At 43.8% G+C, this 17,401-nt stretch carries 17 protein-coding genes; 7 read left to right on the forward strand and 10 right to left on the reverse strand.

What is annotated here, in order from left to right; translation table 11 throughout:
- Positions 1–380 precede the first annotated feature (380 nt).
- Together IM500_RS18110 and IM500_RS18115 are read left to right on the forward strand one after the other, a co-directional pair.
- On the forward strand, positions 381–1,820 hold the full coding sequence (locus IM500_RS18110; protein WP_185237056.1) for an ATP-binding protein: 1,440 nt from the start codon (positions 381–383) through the stop codon (positions 1,818–1,820).
- Positions 1,821–1,843: 23 nt separating this feature from the next.
- Positions 1,844–2,854, forward strand: coding sequence for a DUF4435 domain-containing protein (locus IM500_RS18115; protein ID WP_287739247.1), 1,011 nt, complete (start codon positions 1,844–1,846; stop codon positions 2,852–2,854).
- Positions 2,855–2,921: 67 nt separating this feature from the next.
- On the opposite strand, the gene IM500_RS18120 is transcribed toward IM500_RS18115, so the two are convergent.
- The 9 genes from IM500_RS18120 to IM500_RS18160 form a co-directional block, all read right to left on the reverse strand.
- Positions 2,922–3,257 (reverse strand): ribulose bisphosphate carboxylase small subunit, encoded by a 336-nt coding sequence (locus tag IM500_RS18120; RefSeq protein WP_002741682.1) that lies wholly within the window; start codon positions 3,255–3,257, stop codon positions 2,922–2,924.
- A gap of 15 nt (positions 3,258–3,272) precedes the next feature.
- A complete protein-coding gene (rcbX, locus tag IM500_RS18125; RefSeq protein WP_002732424.1) occupies positions 3,273–3,671 on the reverse strand; it encodes a RuBisCO chaperone RbcX in 399 nt (132 codons plus the stop codon).
- Positions 3,672–3,802: 131 nt separating this feature from the next.
- Positions 3,803–5,218, reverse strand: coding sequence for a form I ribulose bisphosphate carboxylase large subunit (locus IM500_RS18130; protein ID WP_002753365.1), 1,416 nt, complete (start codon positions 5,216–5,218; stop codon positions 3,803–3,805).
- Positions 5,219–5,769: 551 nt separating this feature from the next.
- Entirely contained in the window at positions 5,770–6,432 is a 663-nt protein-coding gene (gene ccmN / locus IM500_RS18135; RefSeq protein WP_004162497.1) for a beta-carboxysome scaffolding protein CcmN, read from the reverse strand.
- 131 nt (positions 6,433–6,563) lie between these two features.
- A complete protein-coding gene (locus tag IM500_RS18140) occupies positions 6,564–8,522 on the reverse strand; it encodes a RuBisCO small subunit-like domain-containing protein (RefSeq protein ID WP_190722350.1) in 1,959 nt (652 codons plus the stop codon).
- Between the two features lie 70 nt (positions 8,523–8,592).
- On the reverse strand, positions 8,593–8,904 hold the full coding sequence (ccmL, locus tag IM500_RS18145; protein ID WP_002759323.1) for a beta-carboxysome shell vertex protein CcmL: 312 nt from the start codon (positions 8,902–8,904) through the stop codon (positions 8,593–8,595).
- Between the two features lie 32 nt (positions 8,905–8,936).
- Positions 8,937–9,278 carry a carbon dioxide-concentrating mechanism protein CcmK gene (locus IM500_RS18150; RefSeq protein WP_002733426.1) on the reverse strand — a complete coding sequence of 114 codons (342 nt, stop codon included), beginning with the start codon at positions 9,276–9,278 and terminating at the stop codon, positions 8,937–8,939.
- Between the two features lie 66 nt (positions 9,279–9,344).
- On the reverse strand, positions 9,345–9,656 hold the full coding sequence (locus IM500_RS18155) for a carbon dioxide-concentrating mechanism protein CcmK (RefSeq protein ID WP_002734613.1): 312 nt from the start codon (positions 9,654–9,656) through the stop codon (positions 9,345–9,347).
- A gap of 611 nt (positions 9,657–10,267) precedes the next feature.
- Positions 10,268–10,552: a Nif11-like leader peptide family natural product precursor gene (locus IM500_RS18160; protein WP_002759324.1), complete on the reverse strand. Its 285-nt coding sequence runs from the start codon at positions 10,550–10,552 to the stop codon at positions 10,268–10,270.
- A 326-nt stretch (positions 10,553–10,878) separates the two neighbouring features.
- On the opposite strand from IM500_RS18160, the gene miaB reads away from it, so the two are divergent.
- Together miaB and IM500_RS18170 are read left to right on the forward strand one after the other, a co-directional pair.
- Positions 10,879–12,219, forward strand: a complete 1,341-nt coding sequence (gene miaB / locus IM500_RS18165) for a tRNA (N6-isopentenyl adenosine(37)-C2)-methylthiotransferase MiaB (RefSeq protein WP_287739250.1) — start codon at positions 10,879–10,881, stop codon at positions 12,217–12,219.
- A gap of 64 nt (positions 12,220–12,283) precedes the next feature.
- A complete protein-coding gene (locus IM500_RS18170) occupies positions 12,284–12,670 on the forward strand; it encodes a C6orf136 family protein (RefSeq protein WP_287739252.1) in 387 nt (128 codons plus the stop codon).
- A gap of 9 nt (positions 12,671–12,679) precedes the next feature.
- Here IM500_RS18170 and IM500_RS18175 read toward each other — a convergent pair whose 3' ends face one another.
- Positions 12,680–14,092, reverse strand: coding sequence for a slr1306 family protein (locus tag IM500_RS18175; protein ID WP_287739254.1), 1,413 nt, complete (start codon positions 14,090–14,092; stop codon positions 12,680–12,682).
- Positions 14,093–14,268: 176 nt separating this feature from the next.
- Between IM500_RS18175 and rpmG the strand changes: the two genes are divergently transcribed.
- The 3 genes from rpmG to IM500_RS18190 all read left to right on the forward strand — a co-directional run bounded on the left by rpmG (position 14,269) and on the right by IM500_RS18190 (position 17,337).
- On the forward strand, positions 14,269–14,463 hold the full coding sequence (gene rpmG, locus IM500_RS18180; protein WP_002734724.1) for a 50S ribosomal protein L33: 195 nt from the start codon (positions 14,269–14,271) through the stop codon (positions 14,461–14,463).
- Positions 14,464–14,503: 40 nt separating this feature from the next.
- Positions 14,504–14,719, forward strand: coding sequence for a 30S ribosomal protein S18 (rpsR, locus tag IM500_RS18185; RefSeq protein ID WP_002732313.1), 216 nt, complete (start codon positions 14,504–14,506; stop codon positions 14,717–14,719).
- A 389-nt stretch (positions 14,720–15,108) separates the two neighbouring features.
- Positions 15,109–17,337, forward strand: a complete 2,229-nt coding sequence (locus tag IM500_RS18190; RefSeq protein ID WP_287739256.1) for a sensor histidine kinase — start codon at positions 15,109–15,111, stop codon at positions 17,335–17,337.
- Positions 17,338–17,401: the final 64 nt, after the last annotated feature.

Genomic DNA, 17,401 nt, shown 5'->3' on the forward strand with positions numbered 1-17,401 from the left:
AGGGAGGTCTAAGAACCCCCCTCAACAGTTAATAATTAGGGTTCTTCGTTACTTGTTATGGTTCGATAGGGGGGCATAAATCGACTAAATCTTTATCTGGCAAGAGACTTAATTGATTAGTTCGCTCTAGAGCAAAAACAATTGATAAAAATCTCCAAATGTCTTTCTCTATAAGGGTTACATACCTTATACCCCCCGTCTATTGCATAACACAAACCGAAGAACCGAATTTACCAATGTCAAGGTCGATGATCGCACTAAAATAGGCTCTCTCAGTGTTAGTTATTATTACCCGCTCGGATCAGCTTAGGAAAAAACTTGAGAAAAGTTTCATATTAGATTATAATTTTCGTTTGAGACTGTCATAGGAGATTAAAGGTATGTCTCGATTTATTAAGCGTTTAGAAGCGATTGGAATACATGGAAGATTTGATATTAATCTTGATTTTCAAGATGGAGTTAATATTATTCATGGAAGTAATGGCACAGGCAAAACCACTGTATTGCATATTCTTGCTAATGCCGTAAACGAAGATTTTAGACGTTTTGGCCATTTAAAATTTCAAAAATTAACCATTACATTAGATGATGATACGGAAATATTGATAGAACAGCAGAATTCTCCTCAAACAGTAACAACAGTCTTTGTTAATAATCAAAAAATCTATTCTTACAGTTTTGCAGAATTATTAGAAGAAGAAAAGCAAGAAGAAAATAGCGAAATTTTATTCTCTCAATTCTCTCCACGTTATTATCCATCATCTTCTAAGAAGAAGCAAGATATTGACTTAAAAGCAACTTATTTCCCTGCTTTTAGAACAATGATTGAGGCATGGGCTACCTTAGATGAAAATGAAATTAGACATTTTGCCCGAAGATCACCTAATTTTAGAAAAGTTCTAAGAAGTTCCGCCAGATCAACCGAATTAGCTCGGATTCTATTTGGGAAATTTGTCCCTAGACTTGAGTATCCTTCACCGATAGAAATAGAAGAACATATTAATTCAGAATTAACAGAAGCTCAATTAAAAATTGCTAGTCTTGATAGAAATTTGCTTTCACAAGCTTTTCTTCAATTTTCTCAAGCTATTTCTCAATCATTTGAGACAGACGATAATACAAAAGAGCCAGACGAAGTTATTACAGAAATAATAGAACTTTCGGAAAAATTGCAAAATTCACCTTTTCAAGTTAATCGTGATCAATCAGATGATGTTTATAACAAATTAATAGAACAGTTGAGAGCCTTTGAATCATATCCAGAATACAAAACTATTGCTAGTAGAGTTTTATCCGTGTATAAAAGATCTCTTCAACAAAGACTAGATGCACAAATAAAAGCTTATTCTAGTATTGAAAGATATCTTGAATCAGTCAATGGATTTTTAGAGAGAAAGCAATTAAAAATAGGTTCTACAAGCTTACCTCAAGGCAGAGGGAAATTAGGTGTTAAAATTGGTGATGAAGAAGCTATTCATAGTCTGCAAATTTTGTCTTCTGGAGAAAGACAAGTCGTAGGTTTAATTTATGCCGCCAGTCACATGACAGGTGGTAGGGTTGTCTTAATTGATGAACCTGAAATTTCACTTCACATTGATTGGCAACGTAAATTATTACCAGAAATGGTTAAACAACTTGATGAGAAACAACTCATTATTTGTACTCATTCTGCTGTAATTGCATCCAAATATCTAGAGAGAATGATAAAACTTGAACTACAACCAACGGCAAACGCTAATATAAATACCGATACTCTTGGAAGTGAAGATCAAATCTATATACTAAATGATGATTTGGAAGACATTGACATTCCCTTTTAAAAATTTAGATAATTATCGACTTTATGAATGGATTACAGTTAACTCCTGAAGAATACGTTACTGAAATAATTATGTCAAATGATAGGTTTTTGTTGCTAGAAGGAGCCGATGATGAGGATTTTTTTACTATTATTTGTAATCTTTTAAAACAAAATGAAGCTCAGATTTCAGCAGAAAAATTATATTTATTGAAAAAAATTAATATTGATACTGCGCAGCGAATACAAGGAGAATTAGGAAATAGAGCTAAGATAGAAAAAATCTGTGATTTAGTTGCCCAAAAGCCGCCAGATGTTAACAATAGAGTTTTGGGCTTTGTTGATCGAGAATTTAGAGAATTTGAATGGAGCAATGATTTAAAAGATCATATTAAAACTCATAAAATTAACAAGAGATTAATTTGGAGTAGAGGTCATTCAATTGAAAACTATTTTTTTGAAATATCAACGTTGAAAAAGGCATTCAACGATTATTTAGTCAGTAGTTTTTATCAAGAAGCATTTGAAATTTTTGAATCTAAATTTGAGCATACTCTCAGAATAGCTTGTGCTTTGAGTTTAGCAGGTTTATCAGAAAATTTACTTACGCCTATTGCTACATCAGTAAATTGGCAGTGTATAGATATCACCTCCACATCTCTGAAAATTGATTTAGAAGAATGGGGTAAGATATTGAATAAAAAACTCAAACTAGATCAACTTCGGATTCAAAAGCTATTTAATAAATTTGAAGTCTATTTGAATATGACCAATCAATGTGACATTGAAACCTCAAGATGGTTATCTCATGGACATATAGGATTTAATTTTATGTTTGTTGTTTATAGTAAATGTCTTTATATAACAGCCTCAGACTTATCGGATCCTCGGAAAAATCCTAGTCAAGAAGCCGAGAAAGTTAATCAATATAAAAACACACGCTTCCGCACAGTAGCAAATGCTTGGGTTAGAAATCAATCTGTAGAATTTCAAGGTAATAACCTTAATGATTTTCCAACCAAGTGTTTTTGGATGTTAATCAACGATTTTCAATAACAAATGATAGAAAAAAAGGGAGGTCTAAGAACCCCCCTCAATAGTTAATAATTAGATGACAGCCAAATTAGTAGCGGCCAGCATTGGGTTTATGAACAATAAAGCTCATGGTTTGACATTGTTTGATGTTGTCAAAAGCGATAACGCGGATGTAGCAATCAGAATATTCAGTGCGGCACTCGCGAACTTCATTAAGAACTTCTTGGGGACCAGAAACAGAGAATAAAGGCAGTTTCCACATCGTCCAATGATAATCTGCGGGTTTGGGGTCTTTTTCAAATTCCACAGCAGGAATATAACCCTGATCGATCATGTATTGAATTTGTTTAGCAATTTGTTGATCGGTGAGGGGGGGCAAGTAGGAAAGAGTTTCGTAACGCTTCTCTTTAGGTAAAGTTTTCATGGGTTTCTTGATTCCTTATGGGTTGGGTAGATCATCAACATCGAGATTTAATTCCGATGTCTCTGGTTGACTTATAGCAGTACGGGTGAGACGTTCCAAAAGTTGCCGACGATGTTCGGTATTGTCATTAATAATTCCCGTTTTTACCATCTCTGGCAAGAACTCTAAAACCTGTTCGGCTAAATGTTCTCTTACCGTCATGATCCGCAAAACTAACTCTTTATTCTCAGTCATTAACCCCGCAATATAGGCCTCGCCATCCTGAATGGAATGGCTAGAAGTATAGTGACTCAGCCAAATAGCCAAAGTCGGATTAGTTTCTGACAATTGATCGATAATCGTGCGAACCGCTTGGTAAGTTAGGTAACTTTGTAAGACTTTCGCGGTATCTTGAACAACTTTTTTCGGATACATTTTATACAGTTTTCAGTTATTGGCTAGACAGTTATCAGTGTTGAAATTCTAGCGACTGCTTGCCGATTTTGGGCAAGTCCTCCAGCATTATTTTCCACCAATAACTGCTAACAACTTTCTGAAGGGCTGTATTAGAGGGTATCCATAGCCTCGAACTCGAATTTGATTTCTTTCCAGAGTTCGCAAGCGGCAGCCAGTTCAGGACTCCAACGGCAAGCTTCCCGGATAACGTCGTTACCTTCGCGGGCCAAGGAGCGTCCTTCGTTACGAGCTTGGATACAAGCTTCCAGAGCCACACGGTTAGCGGTGGCACCGGGTGCATTACCCCAGGGGTGGCCAAGGGTTCCACCACCGAACTGTAAGCAGGAATCGTCACCGAAGATTTCCACCAACGCGGGCATATGCCAAACGTGGATACCACCAGAAGCAACCGGCATTACCCCGGGTAAGGAAGCGTAGTCTTGGGTGAAGAAAATACCACGAGCGCGATCTTCTTCTACATAGTCTTCACGCATTAGGTCAACAAAACCCATCGTGATACCGCGTTCACCTTCGAGTTTACCGACAACGGTTCCCGAGTGCAGGTGATCACCACCAGAGAGACGTAAGCACTTAGCTAAAACGCGGAAGTGGATACCATGATTTTTCTGACGGTCGATAACCGCGTGCATTGCCCGGTGAATGTGGAGCAGTAACCCTTTGTCGCGGCAGAATTTCGCCAGGGTGGTGTTAGCGGTGAAACCACCGGTGAGGTAGTCGTGCATGATGATCGGGGTTTTGATTTCGGCAGCGAATTCAGCCCGTTGCATCATCTGCTCGCAGGTAGGAGCGGTTACGTTGAGGTAATGTCCTTTAACTTCGTTGGTTTCTGCTTGGGATTTAACGATCGCCTCTTGGACAAAGAGGAAACGATCGCGCCAACGCATGAAGGGTTGAGAGTTAATATTTTCGTCGTCTTTGGTGAAGTCTAAACCACCGCGGAGACATTCGTAAACGGCACGACCGTAGTTTTTAGCGGAAAGGCCGAGTTTGGGTTTGATGGTGCAACCGAGTAAGGGGCGACCGTATTTGTTTAATTTGTCCCGTTCAACGGTGATACCGTGGGGAGGACCTTGGAAGGTTTTGATTAAAGCGACGGGGAAACGGATATCTTCTAAACGGAGACCGCGTAGAGCTTTGAAACCGAAAACGTTACCAACGATCGAGGTGAGGATGTTGGTGACGGAACCTTCTTCAAATAGATCTAAAGGATAGGCAACGAAACAGAAGAACTGGTTATCTTCGTTGGGTACGGGTTCGATATCATAACAACGGCCTTTATAGCGATCGAGGTCGGTTAAGTTATCGGTCCAAACGGTGGTCCAGGTACCTGTGGAAGATTCCGCCGCTACCGCCGCACCTGCTTCTTCCGGAGGAACTCCTGGTTGGGGTGTTACCCGAAAGCAAGCTAGTAGATCGGTATCTTTGGGGGTGTAGTCGGGGGTGTAGTAGGTCAGGCGGTAGTCTTTTACGCCGGCCTGGAAACCTTTGGATTTGGCTTGCACCATTGGGATTATTCCTCCATAAACTGCATGATTAGTCGCACCTGTAAAATCTCGCCGTCAACCGACATAGATTTTTCTTAAGCTCCTTTCCCCTGCTGCCAGGAGCGAAGTTAGGGAGCAATTTTCACTAATGTTTTTTTCAACTGATCATCTTAACATGAACTTTATCCTATTCTGATCATTTTTTTTCCCTATCTCTAAAATTTTGATTGTTTTTTTTTCTCGGGGGGATTAGTTTCTTTAATCTGTCGTCATCTAACTTTGACAATCTCTACAAAAGCATAAAAAAATCAACAAAAATTTACCTGATTGACACGCAGAAACTTCTGCTCATCAGGCTTTGAGCGATTAAAACTACTCTTTAATTGAGGAAGATTATCAATAATTACAACCTCAAAAAATTGTCGGCAATCGCTAAATATTAACTGGATTTCTAAGCAATTATACCCAGTACCTAGAGCACAGTTAGACAGCAGTGAACTCTAGATAAATTAGGTCTAATTACTCAGTAATTATTGTTGAGATTTTTGGCTTGTGAACGATTATTTTCCCCTTCAAGAATTATGGTTATTGTTGCCATTAAAACGATGACGTTCTGGAAATAGCGTGACCAATAACTGATTGATATAGACCTTTCCGACCACCGATGCTTGATTCGGTCGGTTAGTAGTAGATGCTTGTTCTCTGGTTTCCGCGGGACTGGCCTCGGCGACCATTTCCTCGCCATCCCAAGGACTGGCCACGGTTTCGGAGACCACTTCCTCCACGGACGGCACTGGGGACACTTGACTGACTACGGGTTGCGGTTCCGGTAAAGGGGGTCTTTCCGGTTCCGATGGGGTCGCTGACACCTCGATGGTAATTTGACGGGAAGTATCTCCGATCAGGGAACCAGACGGCACGATCGACATCGCTGCCACAGAAGCATTAAAAATCGTTGTGGTTGACCCAATACAGGCATTTTCACCGATTTCACCCCGACCGACGACGAGAACACCTGTACCTAAAATTGCTCCCGCACCGATAGCAATAACACCCTGATAGGCGGTTAAAATTGTTCCCATACCCAGGCAAGCACCCGCACCGATAATTATTTGGCTATTGGGGGCTGCTCGGAGAATCACCCCCGGAGCCACGATCGCACTCTCATCAATGGTTACATCACCATTGACATAGAATTCCGAGCGGCTAATAGGTTGAACGGGGGGTAAGGACATAATTGACAGTTATTCAGTGATCAGTGATCAGTGACCAGGGGTTAGGGGGTAGGGGTTAGAGTTTCAGGGATTTTTCCCGATCCACCAACACCTAACACCTATCTCCCTTCACCGATCGCCGAGTCCTGAAATTAAGGGCGTTGAATAATCGATTCGAGAACACGGCGTTTCGCTTGGGAGTCAATCCCGATCAGACGAACGTATTCTCCTTGATGGTCGCGCAGACAGGTTTCTAAAGCGGCCACCACATCGGATTCGCGACTGCTCTCGATCGGGGTGCAGCTTTGCCAAGAACTGGTTTTAAAACGACGTTTATCCGCGTGTTCACTGCCAATTTTGTGACCTTGGTTCAATAAAGAACGAATCTGAGCGATCGTTTCCGCCGTTAAGGTACTGGTTAAAGTGGCAGTACCGCCGCCGGAGGAACCGGAAGCAGAGCTTTTGAAACTCGGTTCGGCAACGGTGGCGGTTTTACTGCTGCCATTACTACTCACCGAACCATCGGGACGCTGGATCACCGTTTCTAAAACCCGTTTTTTGGCTTTAGCATCGATACCGAGTAAGCGGACGTATTCGCCGCTATGTTCCCGTAAACAATCTTCCAAAGCAGTAATTACCTCGGATTCGCGATTGCTTTCGATCGGGGCGCAACTCTGCCAAGAACTGGTTTTAAACCGGCGTTTATCCGCGTGTTCGGTGCCGATTTTGTAGCCTTGGGCGAGCAGGGAACGAATTTGAGCGATCGTTTCCCCACTTAAGCTACCACTGCTGCTATAACTGGCTCCGTTACTAGCGGGGGCGCTGTAGCTGCTGGCTTTGCCGCTGCCGTTACTAGCGGGGGCGCTGCCGGGGCGGTGAATAATCATTTCGACGACCCGTTTTTTCGCTTGCGGGTCGATCCCGATCAGGCGGACGTACTCATCGCTATTTTCAGTCACGATCGCTTCGATATCGCGAATGATGCCCGCTTCGCTCTTGGTTTCGATCGCAGGTCCGGTTAACCAAGAACTGGTTTTAAAACGGCGTTTATCCGCGTGTTCGGTGGCGATTTTCAGTCCTTGGGCCAGCAGGGAACGCACTTGTACGGACAGGTCGGAATGGCCGTTACCGTTGCCATGACCGCCGTGGACGGCGGTGGTGGTGCGGGCCGGTTCTCCCGGGGTGTCTTCGGGGCGTTGGATAATCATTTCCAGTATGCGCCGTTTAGCGGCGGGATCTACTCCGATCAGGCGGACGTATTCGCCTTGCAGGTCTCTCAGGGAGGCTTCTAGGGATTGGGATACCTGTTCTTCGCGGCCGCCGTCGATAAAGCCGGCACTTAACCAAGAACTGGTTTTAAAGCGGCGTTTGTCAGCGTATTCGATGCCGATCTTGTAGCCTTGGGAGAGGAGGGAGCGAACCTGCGCTCGAATGTTTGTATTTAAACTCATAGGTGTCACCGAATTTCTATATAGCGTCTCATTAGCGATGTTTATAGCGGCTGCCGGTGGAGGAGTCGCTGGGCTGTGGGCTTTGACCGGGACGCTGGGGGCGAGGTCGATATCGACAATGTGACGGGTGAAGGCTCGATCGATTTCTGTGACATCGGGTAAGCGGTCGGCCTGTTGTTGGCTGGTGATCACGGAACCGGATGGCACGAATTTCCCGGCGGGGATTTCCACGTCTTGAACGAGGGCGTGCATCATGACGATGCAATCGGCACCAATGCGGGCATTAAAGACGGTGGAGCGAAAACCGATAAAACAGCGATCGCCCACATAGGCAGGCCCGTGAATGAGTGCCATGTGGGTGATACAGCTGCCCCGGCCGATCCACACCGAATATTCTCGGCCGTCATCTCCCACCACACGGCTTTTTTCTAAACCGTGGATGATTGCTCCGTCCTGAATTTTGCTGTCGTCGCCAATGTAAAAGGGGGTTCCTTCATCGGCGCGGATGGAAGTCCCCGGAGCAATCACCACTCGCGCCCCGATCTCGATAGCGCCACTGAGGTTAGAGAAGGTGTGGACTTTGGCACTCTCGTCTATGTGCGTTTCCTCTGGGGATTTGGTCCGCTTTTTCGGACTAGCCGCCGTTGTGCGGACGACCATAGTTAGTCTTCCTCCATACTGAATTTGGCTGGCTGGTTGTTACTTAACTGTGTTTGGGTTCTATCGATGTTTAACCGGATTGACGAAATTCGTCCCTCTTGCTGTAGAGGGTGCGATTTTCTACGGTTATAGTGTCAATAATCCCCACCACCATCGCGTCAAGGGGGCGATTGTTCTGTCCGTCTTCGATACGGGCGGCTCCTCCCCGGGACACTAGCACCCATTCATTAATCCCCGCTCCGACAATATCACCCGCTACTTCGTATTTAGGCAAAAGTTGCCCCTGTGCGTCGATGAATTGCAAAAGCAGAAGTTTCACTCCCGTCATACTGCGCGGTTTCAGGGAGCTAACGACGGTGCCGCAAACTTTGGCAATTTGCATGGAATTTGTTTACACTAAAAGTTAGTTGCGCTCTAGATTCGTCTTAAAGGTTGCGGGTTAACACTTTCACGAAACTGTTCCACGGCTTCTGTATAACGGATGGGAAGAACGTATTCGAGGTTTTCGTGGGGACGGGCGATGATGTGGGTCGAGAGGACTTGACCACCCTTAACACGATTAGATGCCGCTTCTGTCCCCGCCGATACGGAGGCCTGTACTTCCGAAACGTCTCCCCGGACGATGACGGTGACGCGACCACTACCAATTTTTTCGTAACCTACTAGGGTTACGCGGGCGGCTTTCACCATGGCATCAGCCGCCTCGACGACGGCCGGGAAACCCAAGGTTTCCACCATGCCCACTGCAATTGACATAATATTTTTGTCTCCTAATGGTTGGCTTTCTTCGACTCTATAGATGCTGACCCCGATCAACGGTGTTTAATAGCTGCGGAATTGCTCTACTTCTTCGGTGTAGCGAATGGGCAGCACGTATTCGAGGTTTTCGTGGGGACGAGCGATGATATGGGTAGATAGCACTTGTCCTCCGTTAACCCGGTTGGCGTTTTCCACTCCAGCGGCTACAGAAGCTTGCACTTCTGAAACGTCTCCCCGGACAATGACTGTGACGCGACCACTACCGATCTTTTCGTAACCCACTAGAGTCACCCTGGCGGCTTTGACCATGGCATCGGCCGCTTCCACAACGGCGGGAAATCCTAGGGTTTCAATCATTCCTACTGCAATTGGCATTTTTTTGTTCCTCGCTTGTCAAGCCAAACTAAACTATTAATTTTGTTAGCGTTATCAATTTTGTTTCAGTCAAATTCTTTCCTTGTTACTTTTCCTGCTCTAGCTCTGGTGGCAGTCGGGATCGTGGCAAGGTGGGTAAGACCATCCTGAATTTTATCTCGATCGTGACCGTTTTCATCCACTAATTTTATTTTCTAGGGCTGGTTGGTAAAAATTTGACGAGTCAGGCAAAATTATCAACCTAAAAAAAGCATAGGAAACTATGACACCTTTGACAATATAAAACATTATGATTATTTCTCATCTTCAGGTTAACGAAAGTTAATCATTCCTTGACTTCGCCCATCAGCCTCAGCAATTCTCAGGAGATTTACCGCTAAAACCTTTGCTATGAGCCGATTTCCGCTTTAGCTTGCCCCTTGGCGGCTTGCTTGTCTCTGCTGGATTTATTGGCAGATAAAAGCCTATTTTCCCTGATTTAGGCTTTTTTATAATTTTTTTATACTATATACGGCTGGGGTGGGGGAGTGGGGAGCCTTTTTCAGTGATCAGTAAACAGTGAACAGTAATCAGTGAACTGAAAACTCACATCTGATCACTGATCACTGATTCTAGCGATCGATCTCACCTTCGTAGGGTTGGACACCGATCGAGGGATAATTATCGTGGTTAGGACTGAAAACTTCTAACACTGCATGAGCTAACTTTTGGAAAAAGTCGGGACTCTCGTGCAAGGATTTGAGTGCCGCTTCTAATTCAGGAAGGGAGAAATCGAAGCCTTGCGAGCGAGCTATCTCTAGTAATTGCTGAGGATCTTGGGTTGAGCGCATTTTTTGACCCAATTCTTCGTTTTTAGCGGCTAAGGCGAAAAAGTCGAACACTTGATTTTTAGACATATAAATACTTTTCCTTTGATGATTAAAGGTGTGGCCTCGGCGGCGTGGAGGTTAAACTGCCTAGTATGGTTCATTTTTATCCTACCAGTCAGGAGATATCCTCAAAGCAAAAGTTTCGTTTTTATTTGCTTGTATAGCTGAGTATGCTTTAAGGCTAATTCTGGGGTGTGGGGTGTGGGGAAGTGGGGAAGTGGGGAAGTGGGGAGTTTTTTCAGTAATCAGTAATCAGTGAAAGGATGGCGGTTTTTGGCCATCGGGGCAGGCCATAGTCAGAGGATAAATAGCCTAAAATAGAAACCTGCACTATTGTTTCTGTAGCCAGCATCATGAATAAGTCCCCACGTCGTTACCATATCACCACCTTTGGTTGTCAGATGAATAAAGCTGACTCCGAACGCATGGCGGGTATTTTAGAAGATTTGGGGTTTCAATGGTCTGAGGATGCCAACGAAGCCGATTTAATCCTCTACAATACCTGTACAATTCGCGATAATGCCGAACAGAAGGTGTATTCCTATCTCGGTAGACAGGCTAAACGCAAACAAACTCAACCCGATCTTACTTTAATTGTCGCTGGCTGCGTGGCCCAACAGGAAGGGGAACAATTATTAAGACGGGTTCCCGAAGTGGATTTAATTATCGGTCCCCAACACGCAAACCGCTTGGGAGACTTATTACAACAAGTTTTTGACGGTTCCCAGGTGGTGGCCACCGAACCCATCCACATCATGGAAGATATCACCAAACCGCGCCGGGATAGTAATATTACCGCTTGGGTGAACGTCATCTATGGTTGCAATGAACGCTGTACCTATTGTGTGGTTCCGGGGGTGCGCGGGGTGGAACAATCTCGCACTCCTGCGGCAATTCGAGCAGAAATGGCACAATTAGGACAACAGGGTTATCAAGAAATCACCCTTTTAGGTCAAAATATCGATGCCTACGGACGGGATTTACCCGGAGTGACGGCAAGCGGCCGACATCTGCACAATTTCACCGATTTACTCTACTACGTTCACGATGTGGCCGGCATTGAACGTCTCCGTTTTGCCACCAGTCACCCCCGCTATTTTACCGAACGTTTGATTAAAGCTTGTCAGGAATTACCTAAAGTTTGTGAACATTTTCATATCCCTTTTCAATCGGGGGATAATGATATCCTCAAGGCCATGAAACGGGGCTATACTCAGGAAAAATACCGACAAATTATTGCTAATATTCGCGATTTAATGCCGGATGCTGCCATTAGTGCCGATGCGATTGTCGGATTCCCCGGAGAAACAGAGGCACAGTTCGAGAATACTTTAAAATTAGTCGATGAGATTGGTTTTGATCAATTAAATACGGCGGCCTATTCTCCCCGTCCCGGCACTCCGGCCGCTATTTGGGATAATCAATTAAGTGAGCAGGTAAAAAGCGATCGCTTACAAAGATTAAATCATTTAGTGGCCACAAAAGCCGCTGAACGTTCCCAAAGATATTTAGGCAGAATTGAGGAAATTTTAGTGGAAGACGTTAACCCTAAAGATGCTGGTCAAGTTATGGGAAGAACTAGAGGCAATCGCTTAACTTTCTTTACGGGAGATATTGAGGAATTGCGAGGCAAATTTGTTAAGGTTAAAATTACCGAAGTCCGTCCCTTTAGTTTGACGGGAGTGATCTTTTAATAGTTAACAGTTACCCCTCAGCAGCGAAAAAAGGCAATAGCTATCGGGAATAATTTGGTACTTTATGGATATTATCGCTATTTTGCAGCAAGATTATCAAAGATTTCCCCTCGATCAAACCTATGATATTTATGCTGATAACGTTTATTTTCAAGATCCTCTCAATCAATTTCGGGGGATTAAACGCTATCGGGAAATGATTGGTTTTATGAGTCAATGGTTCCAAGCTATCAAGATGGATGTCCACGCAATTGAACAGCAGGGAAATATTATTAATACCCGTTGGACATTGCACTGGACAACTCCTTTACCTTGGCGGCCACGCATCGCTATTTCTGGACGCAGTGAATTAACTCTCGATAACAATAATCTGATTATTTCTCATATCGATTATTGGGATTGTTCGCGCTGGGATGTGCTACGTCAGCATTTACCTTTTCCCGGTTCTTAACTAGATTTTTTAACCGGAAAATGCCGACCAACGAGCGCTCGTTTGCTTGACAAAATCCTGTAAAAATGCTAGGCGCTGATTTTGTTCCCAGACCTGTTTAACTTTATTCTGCAAACTCGTCCAATTCCAATCATTATTCAGCGGCTCGTTAATTTCCTGTTCTTGGAAATATTCAATTAAACTTAAACCAGCTAAACGAGTTAGATAGGCTGCCCCAATTCCCTGCACTGTACCACCAGCGATATAAGTAATCGCATTTCCCTTGAGAATCGTTCCTAATGCCTGGGTTGTCACTTCTACCATGCCTAATTGTACCATCATCTTCCCTAGGGTGGCCATGGCTGTTTTTGCTTGTTCAAGGGACATTTTTTGTTGATAAATGGCCCCTAAATCCACTAACATTTGAGCGTTAGTAGCTGCCGCTAAAACTAAATCTAGGGCCGCAAGAGGATTAGCAAAAGTGGCAGTAGCGGCTATCCATTGGTATTGTTCGATAACAGGTAAAGCCTTTTTGCGTCGGGATTGATTAAGTAATTGTTTGGTTTCCTTTGCTAATTCGAGCGCTTGTCTCCAGATAGTTCCCAGAACTAATTCGGACTTTTCTTGTCTGATAATTTGTTGGAGATGATTATCTAAAGGATCGATAACTACCGTTTGGGGTTCCGTCCATTCCTTGATTTCCCCATTGCTTTGATGTTGACGAACTTTTAGGGGTTCAGGGGCAGCGGCTATGGCTAAAATATGATGAGCAGGAATAGTTTCTTTCAGTCTTTGTTTTAGGGAAAGGAGAATTTCTTCTCTGGTTTCGGCGGGTAAACGATCCTGTTTATTGAGTAACAGGATAACACGCTGGTGCATTTGATCGAATTGCTGGAGGATTTGCCATTCGGAATCGGTTAAATCCCCATTGATAAGATACAAAACTAAGTCGGCTGCCAGGGACTTTTTCTGGTTAGCGGTGGAGTTGAGAGTCAGAAGGGGTTCCGTTTCCAGAAAAGCGATAGATTCTCCAAAGTTGCCGCTTTCTAGTAGTTTTTTTAAGGCAGTTTTACCAGTTTTTCTAGCGCCGGTAATGGCAATTTTCAGGTCTTGGCGACTAAATTCTGCATTTAATTGGGTTAAACTGGTTTTCAGTGGGGTTAAGTCTTGATTGGGGTCTTCTTTGGCCAGATAATTAATTATCTTCTCGGCCTTGCTAATCGCTTGTTTAACCTTTTCTAGACTCAGGGGAGTGGGGGGGGAAAAATCGATTTTCGAGTTGGGTTTTTGCCAAAACCAGATACCGGCACCAAGGACAAACGCACCTAAAATACCCCAGGAACCGATTTCGCTCAGTTTACTATTGAGAGTTTCCCCCAGGGTTAAAGCGATGGTAATGCCTATCCCCATCACTAAAATCGGTTTACCCAATCTTACCGCCATTTTCCTCATCCTCGCCAACTGCTGTGATTATTCTAGCTTTTTTGTGCTGGATTTCATCCCAAACTCAACTTTTTAGCCGACAATTCCCTGGGTTCGCCCCGGCCGCTCTTGCCTAAAAAGCCCCAGATATGTCATAATGATCGATTGCGTGTAAATTTACCCGATCCCCTGTTGTTATGGCTAGTAAAAAAGGCGTTCGCCTGATCATCACTGTAGAATGCACGGAATGCCGCAGTAATCCCGATAAGCGTACCCCCGGCGTTTCTCGCTACACCACCAGCAAAAACCGGCGCAATACCACCGGCAGACTGGAAATCAAGAAATACTGTCCCCACTGCAATAAGCACACCGTCCACAAGGAAATTAAGTAAACACACTTTAGTTAAAAAGTCAAGCAATCTTTACCAATCTATGAGCTACTATCGTAAACGTCTCTCCCCCATCTCCCCCAGTCAACCGATTGACTACAAAGACACCGAACTCCTCCGCAAATTCATCACCGAACGCGGCAAACTTCTACCTAGACGCATCACCGGTTTAACTTCTAAACAACAGCGAGATTTAACTGAAGCGGTGAAACGGGCCCGTTTAATGGCTTTATTGCCTTTTGTCAACCAAGAAGCCTAAATTCAGTGATCAGTAATCAGTAATCAGTGAGCAGTGATCACTGAAAATAACACATATAAGTAATAGGACAAAATTAACTTCTTGGTGAGGATAGGCACTCATGCACTCATGGAAGAAGTAGTTAGATATACTTAATTAATTGTGTCTAGCTACTTAACTTAAAACTTAAACCTGATCACTGATAACTGGTCACTGATAACTGATAACTGATAAGCGATCTCAGTATATTGGGGTTGCTTTCTCGTTTTTGCAAAGAAATATATCGAAATCGGCAGCGGATAGGAAAATTCGTGCGAGAATCTTAAGAAATTGTTAAATCGCTCTAGGAGTAGCCAACGATTTTGTGATTATCGATCCAAATCCACCAATTAGCACAATAGGAGGCTCTTATGGAAAAGCAGCCATCAGCAATCGATACCGAGTTAGATGGAGAGCTACAAGAGGAGGATTCCGAGCAGTTTCTGCGTAGTATATTTAATTCCGTGCAAGCGTCGATTTTTGTAGTGGACGTGCTGGAAAATAGAGATTTTCGCTATGTGGGGGCCAACCCCGTTCATGAACGCTGGACAGGACTGCGCTCATCAGATATTAAAGGCAAAACTCCCGAACAAATCCTTCCCCCCGATGATGCGCGTAGTGTGCGGCAACACTATAGTGATTGTGTACGTTACGGAACGACTATTTCCTACGAACAGTATTTACCTTTTCAAAATATACCCTACTGGTGGCTAACAACTTTAACACCCCTACGGGATAACAATGCGCGTATCTATCGTTTAGTGGGAACCAGTACCAATATCACCGAACGCAAACAGGCCGAAGAAGCTTTAAGATTACAAGCAGAACGAGAACAACTACTGGGGGTAATGCAGGAAAGAATCCGGCAATCGTTGGATCTTGATCGCATTTTGCAAAGAACCGTTAAAGAAGTGCGACAATTTCTCAACTGCGATCGAGTGTTAATTTATCGTTTATTCCCCGATCATAGTGGCATGATTGTGGTGGAATCCCATACTGCGAGGATTAATTCGGTCTTAGGAAACAGGATACAGGATCCCTGTTTTAATTTATCCCCAGAACGTCTGGAAAATTATCGTCGCGGGAGAATTCAAGTTATTGAAAATGTCCATAATTCGGGACTTGATCCCTGTTATCGCAGCCTACTCACCTCTTTGCAAGTACAGGCTAACTTGGTGGTGCCAATTATCTGCGATAACCAACTCTGGGGGTTACTAATTGCCCAAAATTGCCAAAAAACTCGCTCTTGGCAATCCCAAGAAATAGAGCTGCTCAAACAATTAGCCATTCAAGTGGGAATTGCCATTCAACAAGCAGAACTGCACCAACGGGTAAAATGCTTGAATACTGCCCTAGAATCGGAGGTTCAGCAAAGAACCGCCGAATTGCAGATGAGTTTGAAGTATGAAGCATTAATCGGACGGATTACCGAAAAAATTCGCGATAGTCTCGATGAAAATCATATTCTGCAAACCACCACTAGGGAATTAGTCCAGGTTTTACCCGTAGAACGCGCCCAAATTGAGCTTTACGATCCCAGTCGCAGTCAAGCCACTATTGTCCACGAATATACCACTCAAAAGCTTATCTGTCAGGGAATTACCCGTCAAATTAGCGATTTTCCCGAAATCTATCAACCGCTGCTGCACAAACAAATTTTACAGTTTGTTGATCGTCTTCCTCTTGGTAATCCGCAAATTGGTCGTGTTAACCGTTGTGCTTGTGCTATCTTTGACGATCAGGGTTTTTTGGGCAATCTTTGGCTAATTCGACCAGCTAATCATATTTTTAACTCTTTAGAAACTAATTTGATTCAACATATTGCCACCGAATGTGCGATCGCTATTCGACAGGCGCGACTTTACGAATCTTCCCAAGCACAAGTGAGGGAATTAGAAAAACTGGAAAGATTAAAAAGCGAATTCTTGAAAACCCTTTCCCATGAACTGCGAACCCCGATTACCAGCATTCGTCTAGCGGTGGAAACCCTGGAAAGTCTCCTAGAAGATCAAGGGATCGAGATCGATCCACAGGATTCGATCGGTCAACTGTTGCAAATTCTTAACATTGAATCTCAGCGTCAGAGTAAGTTAGTTAATGATCTGTTGACTTTAACCTATCTGGATGCGGAAACCGAACCCCTGGCGATCGAAGCAATCGACTTACTTTCGTGGCTACCCTTATTAGTGGAACCTTTTCGTCATCTCACCCGTGAGCGACAACAGCAGTTAATTTTAGATATAGATGGGGATATACCGGAGATTAACACCAGTCTGTGTCATATCGAGCGCATCATAGCCGAATTACTTACCAATGCTTCTAAATATACCCCAGAACGAGGGATAATTAGGGTAAATGTGAAGCGTGCGGGGAAGCAAATATTAATTATTGTGAGCAATTCAGGTGTAGAAATCGCCCCAGAGGAATTATCAAGAATATTCGCCCCTTTTTATCGCATTCCTCACCAAGATCCCTGGCGCTACAGTGGCACCGGTTTAGGTTTAGCTTTAGTCCGCAAACTGATTAAACCCCTGAATGGGACCATCAATGTCACCAGTGCCAATGCTGTCACCACTTTTACCCTCACCTTGCCAATCTAGTCGAGCGGAAAACTTTTTAGAAAAAAACCTTGCAATTATTTCGAGGGCGTGCTATGTTGAGAAA

It is taken from the genome of Microcystis sp. M179S2 (assembly GCF_020245805.1).
In the GTDB taxonomy this organism is placed as follows: Bacteria; Cyanobacteriota; Cyanobacteriia; order Cyanobacteriales; family Microcystaceae; genus Microcystis; species Microcystis aeruginosa.